The sequence below is a fragment of the Curvibacter cyanobacteriorum genome (assembly GCF_028649475.1).
Classification (GTDB): Bacteria; Pseudomonadota; Gammaproteobacteria; order Burkholderiales; family Burkholderiaceae_C; genus Curvibacter; species Curvibacter cyanobacteriorum.
In genome coordinates, this window is sequence record NZ_JAQSIP010000003.1 from 62,946 (window position 1) to 89,250 (window position 26,305).

The window sequence follows — 26,305 nt, forward strand, 5'->3', positions numbered from 1 at the left end:
TATCCCGCCTGGGCGCCTCGCCGTCCTGCTTCTCAACCATGTCGAAGGTCAAACCGGCGCCGCTTCCACCAGATACCGTGATCGGTGGTTACCGCGTGGTGCGTCGCCTGTCCGCGGGCGGCTTTGGCGTGGTGTACCTGTCGCTGGACATGGAAGGCCAGCAGGTCGCTGTCAAAGAGTACCTGCCGTCTTCGCTGGCCACCCGGGCCCCGGGCGAGCTGTTGCCCAAGGTGCCGCCCGAAAAGCTGTCGCTGTACCGACTGGGGCTGAAGAGCTTTTTTGAAGAAGGGCGCTCGCTGGCGCAGATTTCCCACCCTTCGGTGGTCAGCGTGCTCAACTTCTTCCGTGAGAACGAAACCGTCTACATGGTGATGAACTACCTGGAGGGGGCCACCCTGCAGGACTTCATCATCACCGCGCGCGACCTCAAGACGCAGAAGGTGTTCCGCGAGTCCACCATCCGCTCGCTGTTTGACGAGGTGCTGCGCGGCCTGCGCATCGTGCACCAGCACAAGATGCTGCACCTGGACATCAAGCCGGCCAACATCTTCATCACCGACGACAACAAGGCGGTGCTGATTGATTTTGGCGCCGCGCGCGAAGTGCTTTCCAAGGAAGGCAACTTCATCCGTCCGATGTACACGCCCGGCTTTGCTGCGCCCGAGATGTACCGCCGCGACGCGTCGATGGGCCCCTGGACCGACATCTACGCGATTGGTGCCTGCATCTACGCCTGCATGCAGGGCTACCCGCCCAACGAAGCACCGCAGCGGCTGGAGAAGGACCGCCTCTCGCTGGCCCTGTCGCGCTTGCGTGGCGTGTACTCGGACAACCTGATCGAGGTGGTTGAGTGGTGCATGGCACTGGACCCGCTGTCGCGTCCGCAGTCGGTGTTTGCCTTGCAAAAAGAGCTCAGCCGCGAAGGCGAGCGCCGCTACACCAAGCTGACGGTGGGTGAAAAAGTGCGCTTGCAGTTCGACACCCTGGTGTCGGACACCAAAAAGAAGACCGGGCGTGAGGCCACCGACATGGGGGCCAAACCCAAATGAAGTTCTCTGTTTTTCAAGTCAGTCGACGCGGTGGCCGCGCCAAGAACGAAGACCGCATGGGCTACTGCTACACGCGGGATTCGGCGCTGTTCGTGCTGGCCGACGGCATGGGCGGACACCCCGAAGGCGAGGTCGCGGCGCAGTTGGCGCTGCAAACCATCTCGGCCCTGTTCCAGCGCGAGGCCAAGCCGCGGCTGGCCGATGTCAGCGAGTTTTTGTCCAACGCCCTGATGGCGGCGCACCAGCAGATCCTGCGCTACGCGGCCGACCAGGGCATGCTGGACACCCCGCGCACCACCCTGGTGGCGGGCGTGTTGCAAAGCGGCAGTGCCAGCTGGGTGCATTGCGGCGATTCGCGCCTGTACCTGGTGCGTGAAAACGAGCTGCTGACCCGCACCCGCGACCACTCCTACCTGGAGCACCGCACCCCGGGCCTGGCCTTGCCCGAGCGCGTCAACCGCAATGTGCTGTTCACCTGCCTGGGCTCACCGACCAAGCCGGTGTTCGACGTGGCCGGCCCGGCCATGTTGCAGCAGGGCGACAAGATCTTGCTGTGCTCGGACGGCTTGTGGGGCAGCGTCAGCGACGACGAGATCGTGCACCAGCTGAGCCGGTCGCCGGTCTCCGAGGCGGTGCCCGATCTGGTGGAGGCTGCTTTGCGCAAGGCGGGCGACAGCAGCGACAACGTCACGGCGGTGGCGCTGGAGTGGGAAACCCCCGACACCTTTGAGTCCACCCGGGGCATTTCGACCGACAGCATCCACGATGGGGTGTTTGCGTCCACCATCCAGTCGGGCGTGCTGGACAACCTGGTCGATGACCTGGACGACGCGGCCATCGAACGCTCCATCGCCGAGATCAACGAGGCCATCCGGCGCTCCGCGGCCCGCAAGCACTGAATCGACGGCGCCCCCGGGCGTGGCCTGCCCTGCAGAGCCTGCGCGACCAGGGGCACGGTCCGGTGCCCGGGCGCAGCCGGCACGGCCACCACCGGCGCAGCGCCGTTCCGTTTACTTTGACAGGATTGACACCATGACCACCACCGACACCCCTTCGGGCGCCCCCTTTGTCCGCAGCCAGCAACGGGCCGCCCATCAGTTGCGCCCGGTGCGCATCACCCGCCACTACACCATGCACGCCGAAGGCTCGGTGTTGATCGAGTTCGGTCAGACCAAGGTCCTGTGCACGGCCTCGGTCGAAGACAAAGTGCCTGGTCACCAGCGCGGCAGCGGCGCCGGCTGGGTCACGGCCGAGTACGGCATGCTGCCGCGCGCCACCCATTCCCGCAGCGACCGCGAGGCCGCACGCGGCAAGCAAAGCGGTCGGACTCAGGAGATTCAGCGCCTGATCGGGCGCTCGCTGCGCGCCGTGTTCGACCTGCAGCGGCTGGGTGAGCGCACCCTTTACCTGGACTGCGACGTGCTGCAGGCCGACGGCGGCACCCGCACCGCGGCCATCACCGGCGCCTTTGTGGCGGCGCATGACGCGGTGCAGGGTTTGCTGGCCGCGGGCAAGATCAGTGCCTCGCCGATCCGCGACCATGTGGCGGCGATCTCGGTGGGCATCGTCCAGGGCACGCCCTTGCTGGACCTGGAATACACCGAAGACTCTGCCTGTGACACCGACATGAACGTGGTCATGACCGGTGCGGGACACTATGTGGAAGTGCAGGGCACCGCCGAGGGCATGGCCTTCACGCGCCGCGAGATGGACCAACTGCTGGCGCTGGCCGAGTCCGGCATTGCCGAGCTGGTGCAGCTGCAAAAGAACGCTTTGGCGTCGGCCTGAGGCGACGCCGTTTGACCCCTGATGTGATGAGAACCCGATGAAACTGGTCCTGGCCTCCAACAACCAAGGCAAGCTCGCCGAGCTGCAGGCCTTGTTCGCCCCGCTGGGCATTGCGCTGTTGCGCCAAGGCGAACTGGGCATACCCGAAGCCGCCGAACCCTTCCGCACCTTTGTCGAAAACGCCCTGGCCAAGGCCCGCCATGCGGCCCAGCACAGTGGCCTGCCCGCGCTGGCCGACGACGCCGGCCTGTGCGTGGACGCTTTTGGCGGCCTGCCCGGTGTCGACACCGCCTACTACGCCACCCAGTTTGGCTACCCCAAGGGCGACGACCACAATGTGCGTGCGTTGCTGGCGCAGATGCAGGGCGTGACCCAGCGCCGGGCCGCGCTGGTCAGCACCCTGGTGGCGGTGCGTTCGCCCGAGGACCCCGAGCCGCTGATCGCGGTGGGCCGCGCGGTGGGTCAGATCACCGAGGCGCCGGTGGGCGACAACGGCTTTGGGTTTGACCCGGTGATGTTCATCCCCGAATTTGGTCAGACCTTTGCGCAGCTGCCCACCGAGGTCAAGAACGCCAACAGCCACCGCGGCCGGGCCGCCCAGCAGATGCTGCAGCTGATGCGCGAGCGCTGGCTGCCGGAGGGGGGGCTGTGAGCAACGCCCCGCAAGACCCCCAGCACTACATGCGCCCGGGCACCCTGAGCCTGAGCGCCCTGCCGCCGCTGTCGCTGTATGTGCACCTGCCCTGGTGCCTCAAGAAGTGCCCTTACTGCGACTTCAATTCGCACGAGTTCAAGGGCGATGATGGGCAGAGCGCCTCGCCGCCCGAGCAACGTTACCTGGCTGCGCTGATGGCCGACCTGGAGGCCTCGCTGCCCCTGATCTGGGGCCGTTCGGTGCACAGCATCTTCATCGGTGGGGGCACGCCCAGCCTGTTTTCGCCCGAGGCCATCGACCAGCTCATCAGCGGCCTGCGCGCGCGCCTGCGCCTGGAGGCCGACTGCGAGGTCACGCTCGAGGCCAACCCGGGTACTTTCGAGAAGGACCGTTTCAGGGCTTTCCGCCAGGCCGGGGTGACCCGCCTGTCGGTCGGGGTGCAGAGCTTCAACGACGCCCACCTGAAGGCGCTGGGCCGCGTGCACAACCGCGATCAGGCGCTGGCTGCGGTGGAAGAGGCCGCAGCGGCGTTCGACACCTTCAACCTGGACCTGATGTACGCCTTGCCCGGGCAGGACCTGGCGGGCCTGGCACAGGACCTGGACACCGCCTTGGCGCTGGCGCCGCCGCACCTGTCGGTCTACCACCTGACCATCGAGCCCAACACCTATTTCGCCAAGTTCCCGCCGGTGGTGCCCGAGGACGACACCGCCTACGCCATGCTCGACCTGATCACCGAGCGCACGGCCCAGGCGGGCCTGGGCCGCTACGAGGTGTCGGCCTACGCCAAGCCCGGCCATGGCTGCTTCCACAACACCAACTACTGGCAGTTTGGCGACTACCTCGGCATCGGGGCCGGGGCGCATGGCAAGCTCAGCTTTGCCCACCGGGTGGTGCGCCAGGTGCGGGTGCGTGAACCGCGCCTCTACATGGAGCGTGCGCTGGCGGGCCAGGCCATCGCGCAGGAACACGACGTCAAGCGCAGCGAGCTGCCGTTCGAGTACATGCTCAACGCCTTGCGCCTGCGCGAGGGCTTTGCGCTGCAGGACTTCTGCGACCGCACCGGCCTGCCCTTGAGCGCCATCGCTGCCGGCCTCGACGAGGCCGAACGCAAAGGCCTGATCGAGCGCGACCTCGCGCGCGTCAAGCCGACCGAGCGCGGTTTCGACTTCCTCAGCGACCTGCAGTCACTGTTCCTGGCTTGAGCGGCGCCGCCCCAGCGCCCGGTCTGCCAGTGCCGCCAGGGTGGCCGTGAGGCCGGTGCCCCACAGCAGGTCGGTCACGCTCAGACCCAGCGGCCAGTCGCGCAGCGTGGCCAGGTTGCTGAGGTTGTAGGCGCCGTAGGCCATCAGCCCAAGCACCGCCCCGCGCCAGGCCGCGCCGCCCGTGGTGGCCGGGCGGGGCACCACGCACAGCGCCACCACCCCGGCGGGATAGCCCAGGTAAAACAGCGCAGCCGGCCCCCAGCGCACCGGACCCAGCCACGGTTGCAGCACCCGGTACAGGTCGGCCCCCAACCAGCCCAGCCACAGGGCATCCAGCACACACAGGCCCAGCAGGGCTGCGCTGTAAGCACGCGCCGCGGCCCGTGGCGTGAGGCCTCCGTGGGGGGCGTTGAAGGGCTGAGGGACGGTCATGGGGTCTCCTGGTGGGCCTTTGGGGGGGGCCCGTCTGGCGCTCGGCTGCGGGTCATCCGCCTTGCTGAACCCGGGCGATCCGGGGATGATTCGGGGCGCCCGGAACGCGCTGTACCGAGCCCGCGCGAGGTTGATTTTTGCATTGTAAAATCGCGTTGCAAAAATCAGCTTGAGGTCAGACGATCGCAAGCAAAATCAGGCAATATCCAAGCATGACTGCCGGTCTGTGAACCAGCCGACGGCCTTTCATTACCCATTCTTGAGATCAGCGATGAGCACGCAGCAACCCACCATCATCTACACCCTGACCGACGAAGCACCGCTGCTGGCGACCAGTGCTTTCCTGCCCATCATCCGCACCTTCACCGGCCCGACCGGCATCGAGGTGACCACGGCGGACATCTCGGTGGCAGGCCGCATTCTGGGTGAGTTCCCGGAATTCCTGAGTGAAGAGCAGCGCGTGCCCAACACCCTGGCCGAGCTGGGCAAGAAGACCCTGCAGCCCGATGCCAACATCATCAAGCTGCCCAACATCAGCGCTTCGCAAAACCAGCTGGTGTCGGCCATCCGTGAACTGCAGTCCAAGGGCTACAACCTGCCTGACTTCCCGGAAAACCCGCAAACCGACGAAGAAAAGGCCATTCGCCTGCGCTACAACAAGTGCCTGGGCTCGGCCGTGAACCCGGTGCTGCGTGAAGGCAACTCCGACCGCCGCGCCCCCAAGGCCGTCAAGGAATACGCCCGCAAGAACCCGCACAGCATGGCCGAATGGAGCCAGGCTTCGCGTTCGCACGTCTCGCACATGCACGCCGGCGACTTCTACCACGGTGAAAAGTCCATGACCCTGGACCGCGCCCGCGACGTCAAGATGGAGCTGATCACCAAGAGCGGCAAGACCATCATCCTGAAGCCGAAGGTGTCGCTGCTGGACCGCGAAGTCATCGACAGCATGTTCATGAGCAAGAAGGCGCTGGTCGAGTTCTACGAAAAAGAAATCGAAGACGCCCACAAGACCGGCGTGATGTTCTCGCTGCACGTCAAGGCCACCATGATGAAGGTCTCGCACCCCATCGTGTTCGGTCACTGCGTCAAGATCTTCTACAAGGACGCGTTCGAGAAGCACGCCAAGCTGTTCGAAGAACTCGGCGTGAACGTGAACAACGGCATGGCCAACCTGTACGACAAGATCTCCACCCTGCCGCAATCCAAGCAGGACGAGATCAAGCGCGACCTGCACGCCTGCCACGAACACCGCCCCGAGCTGGCCATGGTCGACTCGGCCAAGGGCATCACCAACTTCCACTCGCCCAACGACGTGATCGTGGACGCTTCCATGCCCGCCATGATCCGCAACGGCGGCAAGATGTGGGGTGCCGATGGCCGTCTGAAGGACGTCAAGGCCGTGATGCCTGAGTCCACCTTTGCCCGCATCTACCAGGAGATGATCAACTTCTGCAAGTGGCACGGCGCTTTCGATCCCAAGACCATGGGCACGGTGCCCAACGTGGGTCTGATGGCCCAGCAAGCCGAAGAGTACGGCTCGCACGACAAGACCTTCGAGATCCCCGAAGACGGCGTGGCCAACATCACCGACCTCGCCACTGGCGAAGTGCTGCTGAGCCAGAACGTGGAAACCGGCGACATCTGGCGCATGTGCCAGGTCAAGGACGCCGCCATCCGCGACTGGGTCAAGCTGGCTGTCACGCGCGCCCGCAACTCCGGCATGCCGGTGGTCTTCTGGCTCGACGCCTACCGCCCGCACGAAGCCCAGCTCATCACCAAGGTCAAGATGTACCTGCATGAGCACGACACCACCGGTCTGGACATCCAGATCATGAGCCAGGTCCGCGCCATGCGCTACACCCTGGAGCGCGTGGTCCGTGGCCTGGACACCATCAGCGCCACCGGCAACATCCTGCGCGACTACCTGACCGACCTGTTCCCGATCATGGAACTGGGCACCTCGGCCAAGATGCTGTCGGTGGTGCCGCTGATGGCCGGCGGTGGCATGTACGAAACCGGTGCCGGTGGTTCGGCTCCGAAGCACGTGCAACAGCTGGTGGAAGAGAACCACCTGCGCTGGGATTCGCTGGGCGAATTCCTGGCCCTGGCCGTGAGCCTGGAAGACCTGGGCATCAAGACCGGCAACCAACAAGCCAAGGTGCTGGCCAAGACCCTGGACGCCGCCACCGGCAAGCTGCTGGACAACAACAAGAACCCGTCGCCCAAGACCGGTCAGTTGGACAACCGTGGCAGCCAGTTCTACCTGGCCCTGTACTGGGCTCAAGCCCTGGCCGCGCAGACCGAGGACGCCGCCCTGGCCGCCAAGTTCGCGCCGCTGGCCAAGGCCCTGAGCGACGGCGAACAAGCCATCGTGGCCGAGCTGACCGCGGTGCAAGGCAAGCCTGTCGACATCGGCGGTTACTACAAGCCCGACTTCGCCAAGCTCGACGCCGTGATGCGCCCGAGCCCGACGCTGAACGCCGCGCTGGCCACCCTCAAGGCCTGAGCCTGAGCCTGAGGCCCCGGGCCCGCCTGCGGGTGGGCCCCAGAGGCCGAACCGCTGAGCGGTTCGCACCGACAAAAAAACCCGCCAGCTGGCGGGTTTTTTCTTGGGCACTGGACCCGGGCTGCCGCTTCGGACGACGCACCGGGCGACGGTCTGGAGGGGCGCATGACCGCCGCGTGGCCGCCACTCCGGACGGGGCGCGCAGGGCGCCTCGAGGCGTGGCGATGCGCACCGTTCAGGGGTACAGGCCGCGCTCTTCGCGCGCCGTCAGGATGCGCTCGCAGGCCACGGCGAACGTGGCGGTGCGCAGCGTGATGCGGTGCTTGTCCGAGGTGTCCCAGATCTGGTTCAGCGCGTTCACCATGATGCGGTCCAGGCGCTGGTTGATCTCGTCCTCGTCCCAGAAGAAGCTCGAGAAGTCCTGCACCCATTCAAAGTAGCTGACCGTCACGCCGCCGGCGTTGCAGATCACGTCGGGCACCACCAGCACGCCGCGGCTGGCCAGGATGTCGTCGGCCTCGGGCACGGTCGGGCCGTTGGCGCCTTCGAGCACCAGGCGGGCCTGGATGCGTTGGGCGCGCGCCGCGGTGATCTGGCCTTCAAGGGCGGCCGGGATCAGGATGTCGGTCTTCAGGTCCCAGAAATCTTCGTCACCGATGCGCTCACCGCCGCGGAAACCCGCCACCCCGTTCTGGCGGGCATGCGGAATCAGCTGCGCCAGGTCCAGGCCTTGCGGGTTGTAGATGGTGCCGGTGTGGTCTTGCACGGCCACGATGCGGGCGCCGGCTTCGGCCAGCAGCTCGGCTGCGATCGAGCCCACATTGCCAAAGCCTTGCACCGCGACACGCGCGCCCTGCAGGTCCATGCCCAGGCGGCGGGCGGCTTCACGGCCGGTCACGAAAACGCCGCGGCCCGTGGCCTTGACGCGACCCAGCGAGCCACCGAGGTGGATCGGCTTGCCCGTCACCACGCCGGTCGACGTGGTGCCGGTGTTCATCGAGTAGGTGTCCATCATCCAGGCCATGACCTGGGCGTTGGTGTTCACATCAGGGGCCGGGATGTCCTGTTGCGGGCCAATGATGACGCCGATCTCGCTGGTGTAGCGGCGGGTGACCTTCTCCAGTTCCTTTTGCGACAGCAGCTTGGGGTCGACGCGGATGCCGCCCTTGGCGCCGCCGTAGGGCAGGTTCACGGCCGCGCACTTGACCGTCATCCAGGCCGACAGGGCCATCACTTCCTCGAGCGTCACGTCGGGGTGGAAGCGCACGCCGCCCTTGCCCGGACCGCGCGACAGGTTGTGCTGCACGCGGTAGCCCTCGAAGTGGGCGATGCGACCGTCGTCCATTTCAATCGGCACGTCCACGATCAGGGCCCGCTTGGGGCGCTTCAGCGTCTCTGACCAGCGGGCCAGGTGACCCAGGTACGGCAAAACGCGATCCACTTGCGACAGGTAGGTACCCCAGGGGCTGGTGACGTTGGGGTGAACGTAGGACAGGTTTGATTTCATGCGGTTCTCGCGGCGGGTGAAGATGACCGAACGTTACGCCGGTGCCGCGCGACTTGCCACGGGTTATGCACGCGCTGAAAAGGGTTATGCCGGGCGCGTCATGCCGTTGCCGCAAAGGGTTATGCATGGATGTAGGGGCGCTTCATTGTCCAGCGCAGGGGGTGATTCAGGGCGTTGATAAGGCTGCTTTTTGGGGTCGTTTTCACGTATTCCGCTGGGCAGCAAATCCCTAGAGTGGTCCCTCAACCCACTCATCTCCCCCACCCAACAGGAGTATTTCATGGCTGCCGTTATGACCCCGTTTCTGGATTCGGACATCCGCCTCACCCCGCCCCGTGCCGGCCAACAGGCCTCGCTGTCGCAGGGGAAGGATGGCCTGGTCGAGGAGCGTTTGCCTTTCACGGTGCGTCTGGTTTCCAGTGAGCGGCAACTGGCCAAGGCCATCGCCATCCGGCATGCGGCCTATGCGCGACACTTGCCCGAATTTGCCGAATCCCTGAAGCAGGCGGAGCGCTCGGATTTCAGTGACGATTCCGTCATTTTGCTGGCCGAGTCGCGCCTGGACGGCTCCCCGCTGGGCACCATGCGCATCCAAACCAACCGCCACGAACCGCTGCCGCTGGAGCAGTCGGTGGCGTTGCCGGACTGGTTGCGTCATGGGGGCGTGCTGGCCGAGGCCGTGCGCCTGGGCGTGACCGAGGGCGTGCAGGGCCTGCTGGTCAAAACGGTGCTCTTCAAGGCGTTTTTCCAGTACTGCGAACGCTTTGGCATCGACTGGATGGTGATCGCTGGGCGCTCGCCCCTGGACCGGCAGTACCGCCGCCTGATGTTCCGTGAGGTTTACCCCGAACTCGGCCCGGTGCCGCTGCGCCATGCGGGCAATATTCCGCACCGCGTCATGTGCTTTGAAGTCGGGACGGCCCGCACCTTGCCGAACGCCGAGCAGCATTCCTTCTACGACTTCTTGTTCCGCACCCACCACCCGGAAATTCAGCTCGACGATGTACCGCTGACCTCTCGCGCGTCACCGATGCCCATGCACCTGGCCCCGCGTGGGCCGGTGTCGGTGGGGGTTCGCCTTCAGTGAAAGCGCGGCAGCAGCAAGCCCTGGGGGTTGGTGGCCTGGCTGTGCAGGTAGACTTTCAGCGCTTCGTCCTGGATGAAGTCGGCTGAGGACCGGTGCTCCAACATCCGGGCCGGTGATTGGGCCCGGGCGATGGCAAAGCCCTGCACATAATCGACCCCGATGTCGGTCAGGGTCTGCACCGTGGCCGCGTCTTCCGCCCACTCTGCGATGGTCTTCATGCCCAGATTGCGGGCCAGATTGACAATGGCTTCGACGATGGCGATGTTGGCCGGGTGCTTGTTCATGTTCACAATGAAGCTGCCATCGATCTTCAACAAATCGGCTGGCAGGTCCTTCAGGTAGGAGAACGAGGTGTAGCCGGCCCCGAAGTCATCCAGCGCCACCTTGGCGCCGACGGCACGAACCCCGTCGATGAAGCGGCGCGTGTTCTCGAGGTCGTGCAGCGCGATGCTTTCGGTGATCTCCAGACACAGGCGACCCGCGATGTCCCGGTGGCGGTTCAGCAACTCGAACACGTCCTGGACAAAACGCTCGTCGTTCAGCGAGGCGCCACTGAGGTTGACGCAGATGAACAGGGTGTTGTCGAGCTGGGGCAGGTGGGCGCTGAGCCAATTCAGGGTCTCAGAGATGACCCAGCGATCGATCACCCCCATGCGGCCACTGAACTCGGCCGCCGAGATCAGCCGGGGGGTCGGAACCAACTCACCCGCTGCATCGCGGGCCCGCAGCAGCACTTCAAAGTTGAGCGTCTGGAAGGGCTCGCTCAGCGACATGATGGGCTGCATCTCCAGGTACAAACCGTCCGGTGCCCCAGCGTTGGCCGACAGCTGCTCGACCAGCTTCATCTCGGCCTCATGCTCCAGGAAGATCCGGGAGTGCCGTTCGAACACCACGAGGTGATCGCCACCGCTGGCCTTGGCATCCCGGCAGGCTCGGTCCGCCGTGGAGATGGCGTCTTTGTAGGCGGTGCCCGGTGCCACCTCGATCAAGCCGATGGAGCCCCGAACATGAAACGACCGCTCCCCCACCTTGATGGGGCGGGTGCGGATGCTGTTCACCATGCCCTGGCACAGCAGGGTGGCATGGGCTGCCCGGGTGTGGGGAATCACCAGCAGGAACTCGTCACCGCCGACGCGGCCCAATTGCATGTCGCCGGACAGCAGGTTGCTCAGGCGTTGGCTGATCTGCCGCAGCACCTCGTCACCCGCCGCGTTGCCATAGATGTGGTTGATGAGCTTGAAACGGTCCAAGTCAATGAAGGCCACCGACACCTGGCCGCGTGCCTGGGGTTCGGACAAGGCCATCTCCAGCGCCCGTTGGATGCCTGTGCGGTTCAGCAGCTTGGTCAGCGGATCGTGGTGGGCCAGGAACTGCAGGTGGGCCGTGGCGCGCGCGCGTTCCGTGATGTCTTCGAGCGAGCCTTCAATGCGGTCGCGTGCCAGCGTGGCCTTGACCAAGAACTTCTTGGAGTTCGGGTCGCGGCTGTCGCGTCGGCTTTCGATCTCCAGTTCGGCGCCGATCTGGGTCCCCACCATGTGGGTCAGGCGCAGCCAGGAGTCTGGGCTGAAATAGCTGGTCCATTGGTTGCTGCCGTTCTCCAGCAAGGCGGGCCCGAGCAGCGCCATCATGGCCGGATTCGCACTCAGAAAGCGGCCGTCGAGGTCGAGCGTGAACAGCCCGATCGGAATCACCTCGAAGGTGTGTTGCAGGGCGGCCTGGGCTTCTTGCTTTTGTTGGTTTTCCTGGCGCATCTGCGCTGCAATCGCCAACGAGGCCAGCAGGCTCGACGACAAGGCGGCTGTCACGCTGTTGACCGAACCCAACAGCGACTTCTGACCCAAGGCCGCCGACGCAATCTCGTACAGGCTGGCCAGCAGGGTGATTGCGATCGAGGCGCTGTACCAGAGCACCACCGGCGTGCGGGAGTGGGCCAGCACCCGCAGCAACAAATACAGCAGCGCCGCGCCACACAGGGTGGTGCTGACCCACACCAAGGGCAGGAACTGCGCAAACGACAAGCAGGTGGACAAGGCCAGCAACGGCAGGCACACCCACTGGATCAGCCTCATCCGACCCATTTGCTGGGTGGCCAGCAACTCTTTGCGCAGCAGGTTGCTGAACAGGGTCACGCCTACCACAAAGAACAGGGTGACCGTCAACAGCCGGCTGCGCCCGATCAGGTCGGCGGGGATCATGCGCTCCAGCCACCCCAGGTCCCAGCCGGCCGACAAAGAGGCCATGCGCAGGTTGATCACCAGCCACACGGCAAAGAGCAGGTGCAGGCGGCTGCGGGTGATGGCTGCCGTGATCAGGATGAAGACCGCCAACACCAGCAGCCCCCCATTGAGCAGGCCCGCGTTGTGGTCAAACTCGCGCACCGCGACCGACCAGGCAGATTCGTTCCACAACAACACACTCAGTTTCGCCGGGCCCACCGCGTCGATTTGGCAAAGAAGTCGGTGGGGGCTGGATTGCGCCGCCACCTGCAAGGCAAAGCCACCTCGGGAACTGATCAGTCGGCCAGTCTGGCCATGGTGTGACGCGCGCCCCAGCAGGGTCAGCGATGTCCGGTCCCAGCAGCTCATCTGGGTGGCGTGGCGGGACGGGAACTCCAGCATCCAGTGACCCGAGGCCGTTTTGGCGGGCAGATCGAGTTGCAGCCAAACCGGCGACTCGGAGAGGTGCGTCTCATGCTGAGACACTTCGGTGCGGTCGCTGAAGGATTTGAGCGCTTGCTCTGGCGTCCAGGAGGACTCTGCACTGACCGCTTTGAAACGCAAGGTCTCGTTGCTGGTTTCCGGGTAGATGTGCGGCCAGAACACCAGCGCCCAGACGGAAAACAGCAACACCCCGGCCGGCAGGATGTAGATGGACAGCGCCAGCAAAAACCGGTCAAGCCAGTGCTCAGCGCGGGGCGTATCGGAAAGGGTCACGTCGTCGGAAATGACACAACGAACCGTGCCTGGCTCCGAGCTGGATCACATCTGCTTGGCATGGGTCGAGGTTGTAAATAGATTGATCAATTATGAGGGGATTGTTGCCCTGGCAATCATCAACTTGAGGGATTCCCCCTGACAGTGAAGATGGTGTTGGTTCAACCCCACCGTTTTGGTGGACCTGCTGCACCGACCAGGCCGCAGCTGCGCAAGCCCACCGCATGCGCCCCCGCATCTCGCCCCCGCATACGCCACCCGGCGTATTCCTCATACCGCCTGCGCTTCCTACGATGACATCCGTCGTCATCGAAGTGTCACCAGGGGGTGACGCCCCCGGTGACGGACCGATCCAACCTCAACCGGAGTTTCCTCATGCAACGTCGCTTCACCCTCAAGGCCCTGACCGCCGCCGTCGCGCTCGCAGGCATCACCGCCATCCCGGCCCAGGCCGCAGACACCATCAAGGTCGGCGTGCTGCACAGCCTGTCGGGCACCATGGCCATCTCGGAAACCGTGTTGAAAGACACCGTGCTGATGGCCATTGAAGAAATCAACGCCAAGGGCGGCGTGCTGGGCAAGAAGCTCGAGCCCGTGATCGTGGACCCGGCCTCCAACTGGCCGCTGTTCGCTGAAAAGACCAAGCAACTGCTGACCCAGGACAAGGTCAGCGTGATCTTCGGCTGCTGGACCAGCGTGTCGCGCAAGTCGGTGCTGCCGGTGGTGGAAGAGCTCAACGGCCTGCTGTTCTACCCGGTGCAGTACGAAGGTGAAGAACTGTCCAAGAACGTGTTCTACACCGGCGCCGCCCCGAACCAGCAAGCCATCCCCGCCGTCGACTACCTGATGAGCAAGGACGGCGGCGCGGCCAAGCGCTGGGTGCTGCTGGGCACCGACTACGTGTACCCCCGCACCACCAACAAGATCCTGCGCGCCTACCTGAAGAGCAAGGGCGTGAAGGAATCGGACATCGACGAGAAGTACACCCCCTTCGGTCACTCCGACTACCAAACCATCGTGGCCGACATCAAGAAGTTCAGCCAGGGTGGCAAGACCGCCGTGGTGTCCACCATCAACGGCGACTCCAACGTGCCGTTCTACAAGGAACTGGGCAACGCCGGCCTGAAGGCCAAGGACGTGCCGGTGGTGGCGTTCTCGGTGGGTGAAGAAGAACTGCGCGGCGTGGACACCAAGCCGCTGGTGGGCCACCTGGCCGCCTGGAACTACTTCATGTCCATCAAGAACCCGAGCAACGACGAGTTCATCAAGAAGTGGAGCGCTTACGCCAAGGCCAACAACATCGCTGGCCACAAGGACAAGCCCCTGACCAACGACCCGATGGAAGCCACCTACATCGGCATCAACATGTGGAAGCAAGCGGTTGAGAAGGCCAAGTCCACCGACGTGGACAAGGTGATCGCCGCCATGGCCGGCCAGACCTTCAAGGCCCCGAGCGGCATCGTCTCCAAGATGGACGAAAAGAACCACCACCTGCACAAGTCGGTGTTCATCGGCGAAATCAAGGCCGACGGTCAGTTCAACGTGGTCTGGAAGACCCCGGGCCCGGTCAAGGCCAAGCCCTGGAGCCCCTTCATCGAAGGCAACGAGAAGAAGGCTGACGAGCCCGCCAAGAAGTAATTGCCACCGGCCCCCACCCGGGGGCCACCGGACCTGCGACCCGCCTTGCAGGTCACCCGGGCGCTGTGCTGGCCAAGATACGGCTCAGCGCCCCACCCAGACCCCCGAGGCGCCATGCTGATCCGACTCCTTTTCTCCCTCGCTGCCCTGCTGGCAGCCTGCCAGGCCCATGCCCTGGACCCCGCCGTGGCCCTGTCGCTGGTCAGCGGCGACACCGACGCCCGCATCGAGGCGCTGGCCAAAGCGACCGCCACCCCCGACGACCCGACCGCGGCCCTGATCCAGGCCCTGGCCGACGACGCCGTCAAGGTCAAAGGACAACAGGTGTGGCTGATCCAGAAAGACGGCCGAGGCCTGGACCCGGTCACCGGCACCGCCTCGCCCGTGCCCGACGACGCCGAAGACGTCATCAACAACAACCGCATGCGTGGCGAGATCGACGCCGCGCTGGCCGCGCTCAAGCTGTTCTCGCCGGACGAGAAAGTGCGCCGCGAAGCCGTCAAGACGCTGGAGACGGAAACCGACGAAGCGCGCCTGCCGCTGATCGAGAAAGCCCTCGCGGCCGAAACCGTGCCCGCCCTCAAGGACCAACTGGCCGTGGTGCGCGCCCGCATCCTGCTGGGCAGCAGCGACGCCGCTCGCCGCCTGGAAGCCGCGCGTACGCTGGGCGACAGCCACAACGCCAGCACCAAGACGGTGTTGGTCGAACGCCTCAAAGAGGAAACCGACGTCGGCGTGAAGAGCGCCATCCAGCGCTCGCTGCAAAGCATCGAAGCCTCGCTGGTCTGGAGCGACCGCCTGGGCGCTCTGTTCTCGGGCATCAGCCTGGGGTCCATCCTGCTGCTGGTGGCGCTGGGCCTGGCCATCACCTACGGCCTGATGGGGGTGATCAACATGGCCCATGGCGAGCTGATGATGATTGGCGCCTACGCCACCTACGTGGTGCAGGGCCTGTTCCAGAAATACCTGCCGGGGGCCTTTGACTGGTACCTGCTGGCGGCGGTGCCGGTGTCTTTCCTGGCCTCGGCCCTGATGGGCGCCGCGCTCGAGCGCAGCGTGCTGCGCTTCCTGTACGGCCGCCCGCTGGAGACCCTGCTTGCCACCTGGGGCATCAGCCTGATGCTGATGCAGCTGGTGCGCACGATTTTTGGCGCGCAGAACGTGGGCGTCGAGAACCCCAGCTGGATGAGTGGCGGCGTGCTGCTCATGGGCAACCTGCAGCTGCCGTGGAACCGCATCATCATCATCGCCTTCGCCGCCGCGGTGCTGCTGGGCATGGCCTTCCTGATCGGCAAGACCCGCCTGGGCCTGTTTGTGCGCGGCGTGACGCAGAACCGCCCGATCGCCTCGTGCATGGGCGTCAACACCGCACGCATCGACACCTACGCCTTCGCGCTGGGGTCGGGCATCGCCGGTCTGGCCGGTTGCGCGCTGAGCCAGGTGGGTAATGTGGGCCCGGACCTGGGCCAGGGCTACATCGTGGACTCGTTCATGGTGGTGGTGCTGGGCGGGGTGGGGCAGTTGGCCGGCACCGTTTACGCGGCGCTGGGCCTGGGCATCCTGAACAAGTTTCTTGAGGGCTTCGCCGGGGCCGTGCTGGCCAAGATCGCGGTCCTCGTTTTCATCATCGTCTTCATCCAGAAGCGCCCGCAAGGCATCTTCGCGATGAAGGGCCGCTCTGCAGAAGCCTGAAGGAGCGCAGCAAATGACCATGACCTCCACTTCTACTTCGACGACATCCGCCTCGTCCCCCCGCGTGGCCTTGCCAGCCCCGGCACCACTTCTGTCGGGCGCGGGTTGGGGTGCCTTTCTGCTGGCCCTGATCGTGGTGTGCGCGGTGGCCCCGGTGCTCAACCTGATGGTGCCTGCCGACAGCGTGTTCCACCTCAGCGACTACGCGGTCGCCCTGGTCGGCAAGATCATGTGCTATGCCATCGTCGCCCTGGCGATGGACCTGATCTGGGGCTACACCGGCATCCTGAGCCTGGGCCACGGCCTGTTCTTTGCGCTCGGTGGCTATGTGATGGGCATGTACCTGATGCGCCAGATCGGCCGCGACGGCAACTACAAGAGCGACCTGCCGGACTTCATGGTGTTCCTGGACTGGAAGGCCTTGCCCTGGCACTGGACCTTCTCGGACAGTTTTGTCGCCACCCTGATCCTGATCGTGCTGGTGCCCGGCCTGGTGGCCCTGGTGTTTGGCTTCTTCGCCTTCCGCTCGCGCATCAAGGGGGTGTACTTCTCGATCATCACCCAGGCCATGACCTTTGCGGCGATGCTGCTGTTCTTCCGCAACGAAACCGGCTTTGGCGGCAACAACGGCTTCACCGATTTCAAGCGCATCCTCGGCCTGCCGATCGCCACGCCCAGCATGCGCATGACCTTGTTCGTGCTGACCGGCCTGACCCTGCTGGGCTTCTTCCTGATGGCGCGCTGGTTGATCCGCTCCAAGTTCGGTCGCGTGCTGCAGGCCATCCGCGACGCCGAGAGCCGCGTCATGTTCTCGGGCTACAACCCGCTGCCCTACAAGCTCACCATCTGGACCCTGTCGGCCGTCATGTGCGGTGTGGCGGGCGCTCTGTATGTGCCCCAGGTGGGCATCATCAACCCCGGGGAAATGAGCACGGCGGCCTCCATCGAGATGGCGGTGTGGGCGGCGGTGGGCGGTCGTGCCACGCTGATCGGTCCGGTGATCGGGGCCTTCCTGGTCAATGGGGCCAAGAGCTGGCTGACCGTCACGGCGCCGGAGTTCTGGCTGTATTTCCTGGGCGCGCTGTTCATTGCCGTGACCCTGTACCTGCCGCAAGGGGTGGTGGGCCTGGTGAAGAAGTTTCGTGAAGGGGGCGGTCAATGACGCCAGATCTGTTGGAGCAGGGCGCGCGCCGCGCCGAGGCCCGCATGGCGGCCTTGCAGGCTGAGAAGAGCAACACCGAATCTGGTGGCCGCACGGCGGGCTTTGGCCGGGTCGTGACGCAGGGCGAGGTCGATGTGAGCCACGGCCGCATCCTCTACCTCGAGGACGTGAGCGTCAGTTTTGACGGCTTCAAGGCCATCAACAAGCTGTCGCTCGACATCGCCCCGGGCGAGCTGCGCTGCATCATCGGCCCCAATGGGGCCGGCAAGACCACGATGATGGACATCATCACCGGCAAGACCCGGCCCGACGAAGGCCAGGTTTATTTCGGCAGCACGATCGACCTGCTGCGCTACCGCGAGGCTGAGATCGCCCAGTTGGGCATCGGGCGCAAGTTCCAGAAGCCCACCGTGTTCGAACACCTGACCGTGTTCGAGAACCTGGAGCTGGCGCTGAAGACGCACAAGGGCGTGCGCGCCTCGATGTTCTTCCGCCTCGATTCGGCGCAGAAAGACCGCCTCGCCGAGGTGCTGCACACGATTCACCTCGCCGAGCATGTGACACGCCTGTCGGGCAACCTGAGCCACGGGCAGAAGCAGTGGCTCGAGATCGGCATGCTGCTGATGCAAGACCCCAAGCTGCTGCTGCTCGACGAACCGGTGGCCGGCATGACCGACGAGGAAACCGCCCGCACCGCCGAGTTGTTCCTGACGCTCAAGGGCAAGCACTCGCTGATGGTGGTGGAGCACGACATGAGCTTCATCCGCACCATCTCCGACATCGTGACGGTGCTGTGCGACGGCTCGGTGCTGGCCCAAGGCACGCTCGATCAAGTGCAGGCCGATGAGCGCGTGATCGAGGTTTACCTCGGGCGGTGATCCACACAAGCCACAGCGCAACGCGAGGGGCGCCGCCCCAGCGGTGCCAAGCAGCCACCCTGACCTCACCTCAACCTGACTAGCCTGCCACCATGCTGACCGTCAAAAACATCAACCAGTACTACGGCGGCTCCCACATCCTGCGTGACGTGAGCCTGCAAACCACCCCTGGCAAAGTCACCGTGCTGCTGGGCCGCAACGGCGTGGGCAAGACCACCTTGCTCAAGAGCCTCATGGGCCTGGTGCCCATCAAGACCGGCAGCATTGAGTTCAATGGCCAGGCCATCGAGAAAGCCACCCCGTACGAGCGCGCGCGGGCCGGCATCGGCTTCGTGCCCCAGGGCCGCGAGATCTTTGCCCGCCTCACCGTGGAGGAAAACCTGCGCATGGGCCTGGCCTACAAGAGCGGCAGCACCCCGGTGCCCGCCGAACTGTACGAGCTGTTTCCGGTGCTCAAGCAGATGCTGCACCGCCGGGGTGGGGACCTGTCGGGCGGGCAGCAGCAGCAACTGGCCATCGCACGCGCCCTGGCCGCGGGGCCCAAACTGCTGATCCTCGACGAGCCCACCGAAGGCATCCAGCCGAGCATCATCAAGGACATCGGCCGCGTGATCCGCATGCTGGCCGACCGTGGCGAGATGGCCATCCTGCTGTGTGAGCAGTACTACGACTTTGCCGAAGAGCTGGCCGACGACTACCTGGTCATGGAGCGCGGTGAGGTCATTGCCCGCGGCCCGGGCAGCGAGATGGTCGAAAAAGGCGTGCGCCAACTCGTCGCCATCTGACGGCCTGAGGGCGCCCAGCGCGGGCCCCTTCAGGCCCGTGGGCCGTGGGCCCGCGTGCTGCGGGCCGGGCCCAGGTTCACATGGCCCAGATGCGGGGCGGCGTGGCGGGCAGCTGCCACAGGCCTTCGCGCCAGCGGGCCCAGACCGCGCGCAGCAGCTGCATCACGGGCTCCACCTGCGGGCCCAGCACCCGCACCACCATCACCTGCTCGTGCGGGCTGGTGGCGCCGGCCAGGTCGCGCAGGGTGTGCGGTTCGAGCGCTTCGCGCGCCAGGCTCAGGCCCAGCTCGCGGCGCTCTCGGCCCAGGGCACTGCCGGCCAGGAAGAACAGCGACCCCACACACCGCTGCCCTGCCAGCCCCAGCGGACTGCGCAGCAGGCGGTGGTCGTTGGCGTCGATGCGCCCGCGTTCCAGCCAGACGCCTTCCAACTCGATGTGCTGCGCAAACTCGCCTTGTTCAAAAGGCTGCTTGGCGTGCGGCAGGCCCAGGGCCGTGATGTCCCAGCCCATCATCTCGGCACCGGGCGCCAGGCGCAGGCGCAGTTCATTGCGTGCCAGGCACTGGTTGTAGGCGATGGCTTCGAGCGGCAGCCATTCGAGCCGGGCACCCGCGGCCAGGTCCACTTGCGCGCGCTGCAAGGCGGGCTCGCCGAGCGAGCGGTAGAAGCGCGTCGCCCCTGGTGTGGTCACCAGGCCATGGGCGCCGTCGGCCACTTGGACCGTGATGTCCAGCGTGTCGCCCCCCACCAGCCCGCCGGGCGGGTGGACCAGCACGTTGTGGCAGATGGGGCCTTCGGGGTAGAGGCTTTGCAGGATGCGCAGCGGTCCGTCATGTTGAAAACGGGCCGCGGTGCGTTGGGCTTCATAGGTGTATTGGAGATCGAGTCGAGCGTGCCAGGACATGGGGTCAAGTGTAGGGGAGCGCCGGTGGGGCTCAGGCCGGTGGCAGGCCCTGGGACCGCGGAAACGCCGGCGGCTCCACCCCGTCGGGCAAGCGCTCGGAGCTGAGGCGGAAGGCGTTGCCGGCGGGGTCGGCCAGCACGGTTTGCCACTGACCGTAATAGGTCGCATAGGGCGGCTTGAGCAATTGCCCACCCAAGGCGCCGACGCGCGCAGCGCCTTCGCTGACTTCAGCGGCCGTGCTGAGCATGAAGGTCGCGTAGGCGGTCACGGGCGGGGGCTGGTCCGGCGCGGGTTCGCGGCCTTGCAGGCCGAGCAGCGCATAGGCCGGTGCGGCGTTGAAGCCCAGTTGGAAGTCGTGGCCTTCGAGCGCCCGGTAGATCGGCGATCGGCTGGCCCGCGCCTCGGGCAGGCCCAGCAGGGCCTGGTAGAACAGCATCAGGGCTTCGGGCTCGGCGCACAGCAGGTTGAACCAGAGTTTCATGGGGTGACGGTGGGCCGCTCGGCCACTGGGTGGGCGGCCACGGCGGCCTTTGGCGCGTAGGTTTTGAGGTACATCTGGCGCAGGTGCTCGCCCGCGGTGCAGGGTTCGAAGCGCGGCGTCTCGCCAGGCGCCACGGTGCCGGGCACCGGCGTGATCGGGGCCAGGTAGTCGGGTTCGTAGAAGAAGGGGATCGAGTAGCGCGCCGCGCCGCCCGAGTGGCGGTTGCGCACCCGGTGCGGGTTGGAGTGGTAGCGCCCATTGGTCCAGCGCGGCACCATGTCGCCGAGGTTGACCACCAGGGTGCCCGGCAGGGGCGTGGCCTCGATCCAGTCGCCGCGCGGCGTGCAGACCTCCAGGCCACCGTGGTGGTCTTGGGCCAGCAGGGTCAGCGCCCCCCAGTCGGTGTGGGCGCCGGCGCCAAAGGTGTGTTCGTCGGCCCCTGGCGGGTGGGGCGGGTAACGCACCATGCGCAGGGTGACCATGGGGCTGCCGTTGGCCGCGTCGAAATAGTGTTCTGGCAGGTCCAGCGACAGCGCCATCAACTGCATCAGTCGCTGGGCCAGGGTCAGCATGGCCTGCTGGTAGGCCTCGCAGCGGGCCGGGGCCTCGGGCAGTTCGGCAGGCCACTGGTTGTGGCCATAGGTCTGGTAGCCGGCGCGCACATAGGGGTGGTCGTCGGGGTAGGCCAGCCCGCAGTAGAAGCTCTCTTTGAGGTCGGGGTGGGCGCTGGCGTCCAGCGTCTGGGCGCCCAGGGCCTCGAAGCCACGCGAGGCTGGCGAGTGCCGGATCGACAAGGCCTCGCGCACCGCCGCCGGCAAGGTCAGCAGCTGTTCGGCGAGCGCGAACTGCGCGTCGATCAGCGCCTGGGGCACACCGTGCCCGCGCACATAGAAAAAGCCCGAGTCCTGGGCCGCCGCGCGAAACTGGCGCGCCACCTCGGCGCTGCGCGGCGAGCCCGGGGTCAGGGCGTCATGGAGGTCCAGCAGGGGCAACTGGGCGTCGGGCATGGTGGGCTCCAGCGGGGCGCTCAGGCCTTGAGCTTGCGGTCCGCCGCGCCGGGCAGGAAGCGGTCGGTCCAGAACTCGGCCAGCGTGGGCGCGCCCTTGAGGCCGAAGGCGGCCACGGTCTCGTCCAGCGTGGCCTGCAGGCGCGCGGAGGTGGCGGCGCCCCAGCCGTTGGCGCGGGTTTCGGCGGTCTTCATGGTGCCGTCAACGATCAGCTTGAGGCGCTCGAACTCCAGCTCTTCATTGGCCAGCGGCTCGCGGGCCTTGATGGCCGCGGCGCCCGCGCGCGGGTCGGCCATGACCTCGATCCAGCCGCGGGTGGTGGCTTTGACAAAGGCTTTCATGGCGTCGGGGTGTTCTTGCAGGCTCTTGGGGTTGGCCACCAGGCCGTTGCCGTAGGACTTCAGGCCCAGTTCCGAGTAGCGGAACACGGTCAGCTGGTCGGAGGACAGGCCGCGCGCCTTGAGGTTGAGCAGGCCGGTGAAGAAGAAATAGGCCGCGCCATCGAAGTCGCCCTTGGCGAAGCGCGTGTCGCCGATGTCGGGCGTCACGTTCTCCCACTTCACGCCGCTGGGGTCGAAGCCCTGGGCTTTGGCAAAGGCCGGGAACAGCTTGCGCGACGCGTTGAAAGGCTGACCCAGCAGGGTCTTGCCCGCCAGGTCGGCGGGCTTCTTGATCGCGCTGTCCTTGCGCACGATGATCGAGTTCGGGTTCAGGTCGTACTGGATGGCCACGGCCTGCAGGGCGGCCTGCGGGTTGGCGACGTTGAACTCGATCAGCGTCGACAGGTCGGCCGAGGCCACGTCGTAGGCGCCGCTGCCGACCAGGCTGATCGCCGCGGCCGAGCCGTTGCCGGTGTCGATGGCCACGTCCAGGCCGGCGTCCTTGTAATAGCCGCGCTGGAGCGCCAGCAAGAAGCCGGCGCCTGAGGCTTCGACCTTCCAGCCGAGGTTGAACTTGAATTTGTGCAGCGAACCTTGGGCCCGCACCCAGGGGGTGGCCAGGGCACTGGCGGCGGCCAGCGGTGCAGCAGCGCTGATGCGCAGAATGGAACGGCGTTGCATGAAGAGCTCACTCCTTGATGGACATGGGGTTGGGGCGCCCCGGCCCGCCGGTCCTCAAGCGCCCCTGCAGGCCCTTGAACACCAGGCGGACGCGGGCCTTTCGGCCCACCGGATCGGCGCCTGACTTCAAGAGCAATTTCCGGGCGGTCAAGCCGCTGAACGCTTCTACTCTCTGGGCTCAATGAGTGCAGTTTTCGTGCCACGCCGGCCCCGCCGTTCGGGCCCTGTCGGGGCACTGCGATGAGGCCTGGGTGCGCCACGCTGGTGCGCTGGGGGGGCTCAGGCGGCGCCGTACCGGCGCTGGTGAGGGGCCCTCAGGCCCTGCTCTTGCGGGGCAAGGCCTGGCCTGAAAACTGCTTGTTCCTGGGCAAGAGTAGAAGCGTTCAGTTGCGCTGCCACCGTCAGGCCATCCCGGCCCGAGCGGGGCGCGCAGACCGGGAATTGCTCTTGAGGCCCCCGACGCGACCGCCGGATTCGGTGGTGGCGCCCTTGGCCTCAGGTGGCTTTCCGGCACCCGGTGCGTCCTGGGCTGAGGGTCTCTGAGGCGGGGCCTTGGTTTGGTCCCAACCCGCTTTTTGAGGAGCCCTGAATGAACACCGCCCCCTTGACTGCCCCCCAGTCCACCCCCACGGCCTCGGCCCAATCCGAGCTGGCCAAAGAATCGCGCATGGGCGCGGTGGGCCAGGAGAACGCGCAGCGGGAAATCCGCCGCATCTCGCTGGCCCACTACGCCGAACGCAAGGCCGAGATCGCCCAGCAACTGTGGGACGCCTCGGTCGATGTGGGCTTTTTCCAGATCGTCGACCACGGCATTGCGCTGGACCGCGTGCGCGAGGCCTTTGCCATGTCGGAGCGCTTTTTTGCGCTGCCCGACGCGGTCAAGGCCCAGTACCCGCACCAGAAGGCCAACAACGTTGGCTGGGAGAGCAAAGCCCAGGTGCGCCCCAGCACCGGCACGCCCGACCAGAAAGAGTCCTACCAGATCACGCGCCCGCACATGGACGGCCTGTGGCCCAGCGAGGCCGAGCTGGCGGGCTTCCGGGCCACCCTGCTGGCGTTCGAGGCCCAGTGCTGGGGCGTGGGCATGCAGGTGCTGTCGTGCTTTGCCGACCGTTTGGGATTCGCCTCGGACTTCTTCACGGGGGCCCACGACCCGGCCAGCGACCAGTACCAGAGCACGCTGCGCCTGCTGCACTACTACGCCATCCCGCCCGAGGCGCAGGCCCAGCTGGGCCTGTGGCGTGCCGGGGCGCACACCGACTTCGACTGCCTGACCTTGTTGTTCCAGCGCCCTGGTCAGGGCGGTCTGCAGGTCTGCCCGGGCAAGGAAATGGACTCGCAGGCCTGGACGTCGGTCGAGCCCGACGAGGCCGCCATCACCTGCAACATCGGTGACATGCTGATGCGCTGGAGCGACGACCAACTGCCCTCGAACTTCCACCGCGTGAAGAACCCGGTGCCCGGTGAGTTCATGGGCTCGCGCTACAGCCTGGCCTTCTTCTGCCAGGCCAACCGCGATGCTGTGATCGAAGGCCCGGGCCGGAAGTACCCGGCCATCACCGCGGGCGACTACCTCAAGCAGCGCGTGGCCGCCAACTTCAAGCCGTACTGAGAACCGCGGACGCCAGCCTTGACACGGCGTTGCCTCGCCTTGTCGCTCCCCTTGGACTGGCTGCGGCTTCGCGCCGGGTCTCAACCGCCCCGCTTTGATGGGCGGGGTCGTGTTGGCGTTTCTGAAGGCCGGGGCCGGGCCGCCGTCCAGACCTGGGGGGGGCGGGCTTGCGGGGCGCGCGCCACGCGTGAAAAACCCCGGCGCTGAACCTGGGTTCAGCCCGGGGTTGGCGGGCGGCGGCGCGGCCGCAGCGCGGGGGCCGCGCTGGCCCCATCACTCGCCTTGCGAGCCCCGGTGCGCCCAGCCGGTGGTGCGCTTCTCGATGAAGCTGAACAGCTCGTACATCGCCATGGCCATGGCGCCCACCACCAGCAGACCTGCAAAGGCCAGGCCCATCTGCATGGCCGAGCCGGCGCTGATCAGCAGGTAGCCGATGCCTTCGTTGGCGGCGGTCATCTCCGACACCGTGGTGCCGACAAAGGCCAGTGTGATGGCGACCTTGAGCGAGCCGTAGAAGTAGGGCATGGAGCGCGGCAGGCCGACCTTCATGAGCACGTCCCAGCGGCGCGCACCCAGCACCCGCAGCACGTCTTCGAGTTCGGGCTCCAGCGTGGCCAGGCCGGTGGCGATGTTGACCATGATGGGGAAGAAGCTGATCAGGAAGGCCGTCAGGATGGCCGGGCCGACACCAATGCCGAACCACACCACCAGGATCGGCACAAACGCCGCCTTGGGCAGGGCGTTGAAGGCGGTCATCAGCGGGTACACCGCGGCATAGGCCAGGCGCGAGCTGCCGATCACAAAGCCCAGCAGCACGCCGACCACGATGGCCAGGCCAAAGCCCGCCATCGTGACCCAGAAGGTGCGCCAGGCGTGGCCGGCGATGATCCATTTGAACTCCATGAACTGGCTGCCAATGCGGGCCGGGCTCGGGAAGATGAACTCCGACACATTGAAGGCCGAGCACAGCAGTTGCCAGCTGACCAGCACGGCCAGCAGCAGCAGCCAGGGCGACCAGGCTTCGATGAGTTTTTTCTTGTTCGTCATGGCGTGGGGTGTCCGTGCGGGCTCATTGGTGGATCACGGCGCCGGTCTGGCGCAACGCACCGATGTGGCCTCGCAGTTCCAGCACGATGTCGGTGAATTCTTTGGTGTAGGTCAGCTCCAGCTCGCGTGGGCGCGGCAGCTCGATCTCGCGCTTGACCACAAAGCGGCCCGGGCTCTTGCTCATCACGTACACCGTGTCGGCCAGGAAGACCGACTCACGCAGGTCGTGGGTGACCAGGATGACGTTGAACTTCTGCTCGGTCCACAGGTCGCGCAAGATGCACCACAGCTCTTCGCGAGTGAAGGCGTCGAGGGCGCCAAAGGGCTCGTCGAGCAGCAGCATCTTGGGCTCGTGGATCAGTGCGCGGCAGATGCTGGCGCGCTGTTGCATGCCGCCCGAGAGCTGCCACGGGAACTTGTCCTCGTAGCCGCCCAGGCCCACTTTCTGCAAGAGCGCGCGGGCACGGGCTTCGTACTCCTTGCGCTTTTGTTTGAAGGTGGAGCGGTAGGGCTCGACGATCTCCAGCGGCAGCAGCACGTTGTCGACCGTGGTGCGCCAGGGCAGCAGCGAGGGCGCCTGGAAGGCCATGCCCGAGATCTTCAGCGGCCCGGTGACAGGCTGGCCGTCGATCAGGATCTTGCCCATCGAGGGCATGCGCAGGCCCGTGGTGAGCTTCATGAAGGTCGATTTGCCACAACCCGACGGACCCACAATGGCAATGAACTCGCCTTGCTTGACCTGCAGGTTGATGCCTTCGACGGCAAAGTGGTTCTGGGCCAGCAACTCGTCGTTGTAGGCCAGCCAGACATCACGGAAGTCCACAAACGGCGCGGACTCCTGGGGGGCGGGGGCGGTGCTCATGCAGTCGTTTC

General features: G+C 66.0%; 22 protein-coding genes. 13 read left to right on the top strand and 9 right to left on the bottom strand.

Annotated elements, in window-relative coordinates; genetic code table 11:
- Window positions 1-38: 38 nt before the first annotated feature.
- The 5 genes from PSQ40_RS06945 (at window position 39) to hemW (ending at window position 4,697) form a co-directional block, all read left to right on the top strand.
- The gene (locus PSQ40_RS06945; protein ID WP_273950036.1) at window positions 39-1,049 is read left to right on the top strand and encodes a serine/threonine protein kinase; all 1,011 of its coding nucleotides are present in this window, start codon (window positions 39-41) and stop codon (window positions 1,047-1,049) included.
- Window positions 1,046-1,948: a PP2C family protein-serine/threonine phosphatase gene (locus PSQ40_RS06950; RefSeq protein WP_273950038.1), complete on the top strand. Its 903-nt coding sequence runs from the start codon at window positions 1,046-1,048 to the stop codon at window positions 1,946-1,948. Before PSQ40_RS06945 ends, PSQ40_RS06950 begins: the two co-directional genes overlap by 4 nt.
- A 133-nt stretch (window positions 1,949-2,081) precedes the next feature.
- Window positions 2,082-2,837: a ribonuclease PH gene (gene rph, locus PSQ40_RS06955; RefSeq protein ID WP_273950040.1), complete on the top strand. Its 756-nt coding sequence runs from the start codon at window positions 2,082-2,084 to the stop codon at window positions 2,835-2,837.
- A 37-nt stretch (window positions 2,838-2,874) separates the two neighbouring features.
- Complete coding sequence (rdgB, locus tag PSQ40_RS06960; RefSeq protein WP_273950041.1) at window positions 2,875-3,489, top strand: RdgB/HAM1 family non-canonical purine NTP pyrophosphatase; 615 nt, start codon at window positions 2,875-2,877, stop codon at window positions 3,487-3,489.
- Between the two features lie 29 nt (window positions 3,490-3,518).
- Window positions 3,519-4,697 carry a radical SAM family heme chaperone HemW gene (gene hemW, locus PSQ40_RS06965; RefSeq protein ID WP_273951143.1) on the top strand — a complete coding sequence of 393 codons (1,179 nt, stop codon included), beginning with the start codon at window positions 3,519-3,521 and terminating at the stop codon, window positions 4,695-4,697.
- On the opposite strand, the gene PSQ40_RS06970 is transcribed toward hemW, so the two are convergent.
- A complete protein-coding gene (locus PSQ40_RS06970) occupies window positions 4,680-5,129 on the bottom strand; it encodes a DUF2177 family protein (RefSeq protein WP_273950043.1) in 450 nt (149 codons plus the stop codon). The two genes, hemW and PSQ40_RS06970, sit on opposite strands and share 18 nt — an antisense overlap.
- Before the next feature lie 271 nt (window positions 5,130-5,400).
- On the opposite strand from PSQ40_RS06970, the gene PSQ40_RS06975 reads away from it, so the two are divergent.
- Window positions 5,401-7,638 carry an NADP-dependent isocitrate dehydrogenase gene (locus tag PSQ40_RS06975; RefSeq protein WP_273950045.1) on the top strand — a complete coding sequence of 746 codons (2,238 nt, stop codon included), beginning with the start codon at window positions 5,401-5,403 and terminating at the stop codon, window positions 7,636-7,638.
- Window positions 7,639-7,873: 235 nt separating this feature from the next.
- On the opposite strand, the gene PSQ40_RS06980 is transcribed toward PSQ40_RS06975, so the two are convergent.
- A complete protein-coding gene (locus PSQ40_RS06980; RefSeq protein ID WP_273950047.1) occupies window positions 7,874-9,145 on the bottom strand; it encodes a Glu/Leu/Phe/Val family dehydrogenase in 1,272 nt (423 codons plus the stop codon).
- 280 nt (window positions 9,146-9,425) lie between these two features.
- Between PSQ40_RS06980 and PSQ40_RS06985 the strand changes: the two genes are divergently transcribed.
- Window positions 9,426-10,232, top strand: a complete 807-nt coding sequence (locus PSQ40_RS06985) for an N-acyl amino acid synthase FeeM domain-containing protein (protein WP_273950049.1) — start codon at window positions 9,426-9,428, stop codon at window positions 10,230-10,232.
- Here the strand turns inward: PSQ40_RS06985 and PSQ40_RS06990 are convergent.
- A complete protein-coding gene (locus PSQ40_RS06990; protein WP_273950051.1) occupies window positions 10,226-13,165 on the bottom strand; it encodes a putative bifunctional diguanylate cyclase/phosphodiesterase in 2,940 nt (979 codons plus the stop codon). The genes PSQ40_RS06985 and PSQ40_RS06990 overlap by 7 nt on opposite strands.
- 375 nt (window positions 13,166-13,540) lie before the next feature.
- Here PSQ40_RS06990 and urtA point away from each other — a divergent pair, with 375 nt between their 5' ends.
- The 5 genes from urtA (at window position 13,541) to urtE (ending at window position 19,320) form a co-directional block, all read left to right on the top strand.
- Entirely contained in the window at window positions 13,541-14,803 is a 1,263-nt protein-coding gene (gene urtA / locus PSQ40_RS06995) for an urea ABC transporter substrate-binding protein (protein WP_273950053.1), read from the top strand.
- 114 nt (window positions 14,804-14,917) lie between these two features.
- Window positions 14,918-16,495 (top strand): urea ABC transporter permease subunit UrtB, encoded by a 1,578-nt coding sequence (gene urtB / locus PSQ40_RS07000; protein ID WP_273950055.1) that lies wholly within the window; start codon window positions 14,918-14,920, stop codon window positions 16,493-16,495.
- A gap of 13 nt (window positions 16,496-16,508) precedes the next feature.
- Window positions 16,509-17,657 carry an urea ABC transporter permease subunit UrtC gene (gene urtC / locus PSQ40_RS07005; protein WP_273950056.1) on the top strand — a complete coding sequence of 383 codons (1,149 nt, stop codon included), beginning with the start codon at window positions 16,509-16,511 and terminating at the stop codon, window positions 17,655-17,657.
- On the top strand, window positions 17,654-18,535 hold the full coding sequence (gene urtD / locus PSQ40_RS07010) for an urea ABC transporter ATP-binding protein UrtD (protein ID WP_273950058.1): 882 nt from the start codon (window positions 17,654-17,656) through the stop codon (window positions 18,533-18,535). Before urtC ends, urtD begins: the two co-directional genes overlap by 4 nt.
- Window positions 18,536-18,627: 92 nt before the next feature.
- Window positions 18,628-19,320 carry an urea ABC transporter ATP-binding subunit UrtE gene (gene urtE, locus PSQ40_RS07015; RefSeq protein ID WP_273950060.1) on the top strand — a complete coding sequence of 231 codons (693 nt, stop codon included), beginning with the start codon at window positions 18,628-18,630 and terminating at the stop codon, window positions 19,318-19,320.
- 76 nt (window positions 19,321-19,396) lie between these two features.
- Here the strand turns inward: urtE and PSQ40_RS07020 are convergent, their stop codons facing one another.
- Genes PSQ40_RS07020 through PSQ40_RS07035 form a run of 4 tightly spaced genes read right to left on the bottom strand, consistent with a single transcriptional unit; the run spans window position 19,397 to window position 22,773 of the window.
- Window positions 19,397-20,224, bottom strand: coding sequence for an urease accessory protein UreD (locus tag PSQ40_RS07020; RefSeq protein ID WP_273950062.1), 828 nt, complete (start codon window positions 20,222-20,224; stop codon window positions 19,397-19,399).
- A 31-nt stretch (window positions 20,225-20,255) separates the two neighbouring features.
- Window positions 20,256-20,705: a VOC family protein gene (locus PSQ40_RS07025; RefSeq protein WP_273950064.1), complete on the bottom strand. Its 450-nt coding sequence runs from the start codon at window positions 20,703-20,705 to the stop codon at window positions 20,256-20,258.
- Window positions 20,702-21,712, bottom strand: coding sequence for an isopenicillin N synthase family dioxygenase (locus PSQ40_RS07030; RefSeq protein WP_273950066.1), 1,011 nt, complete (start codon window positions 21,710-21,712; stop codon window positions 20,702-20,704). The genes PSQ40_RS07025 and PSQ40_RS07030 overlap by 4 nt, the downstream gene beginning before the upstream one ends.
- 20 nt (window positions 21,713-21,732) lie before the next feature.
- Window positions 21,733-22,773: an ABC transporter substrate-binding protein gene (locus PSQ40_RS07035; protein ID WP_273950068.1), complete on the bottom strand. Its 1,041-nt coding sequence runs from the start codon at window positions 22,771-22,773 to the stop codon at window positions 21,733-21,735.
- Window positions 22,774-23,362: 589 nt separating this feature from the next.
- Between PSQ40_RS07035 and PSQ40_RS07040 the strand changes: the two genes are divergently transcribed.
- On the top strand, window positions 23,363-24,385 hold the full coding sequence (locus PSQ40_RS07040) for an isopenicillin N synthase family dioxygenase (protein WP_273950071.1): 1,023 nt from the start codon (window positions 23,363-23,365) through the stop codon (window positions 24,383-24,385).
- 273 nt (window positions 24,386-24,658) lie between these two features.
- On the opposite strand, the gene PSQ40_RS07045 is transcribed toward PSQ40_RS07040, so the two are convergent.
- Together PSQ40_RS07045 and PSQ40_RS07050 are read right to left on the bottom strand one after the other, a co-directional pair.
- Window positions 24,659-25,432 (bottom strand): ABC transporter permease, encoded by a 774-nt coding sequence (locus PSQ40_RS07045; protein WP_273950073.1) that lies wholly within the window; start codon window positions 25,430-25,432, stop codon window positions 24,659-24,661.
- 22 nt (window positions 25,433-25,454) lie between these two features.
- Window positions 25,455-26,294 carry an ABC transporter ATP-binding protein gene (locus tag PSQ40_RS07050; RefSeq protein WP_273950075.1) on the bottom strand — a complete coding sequence of 280 codons (840 nt, stop codon included), beginning with the start codon at window positions 26,292-26,294 and terminating at the stop codon, window positions 25,455-25,457.
- Between the last annotated feature and the right edge of the window lie 11 nt (window positions 26,295-26,305).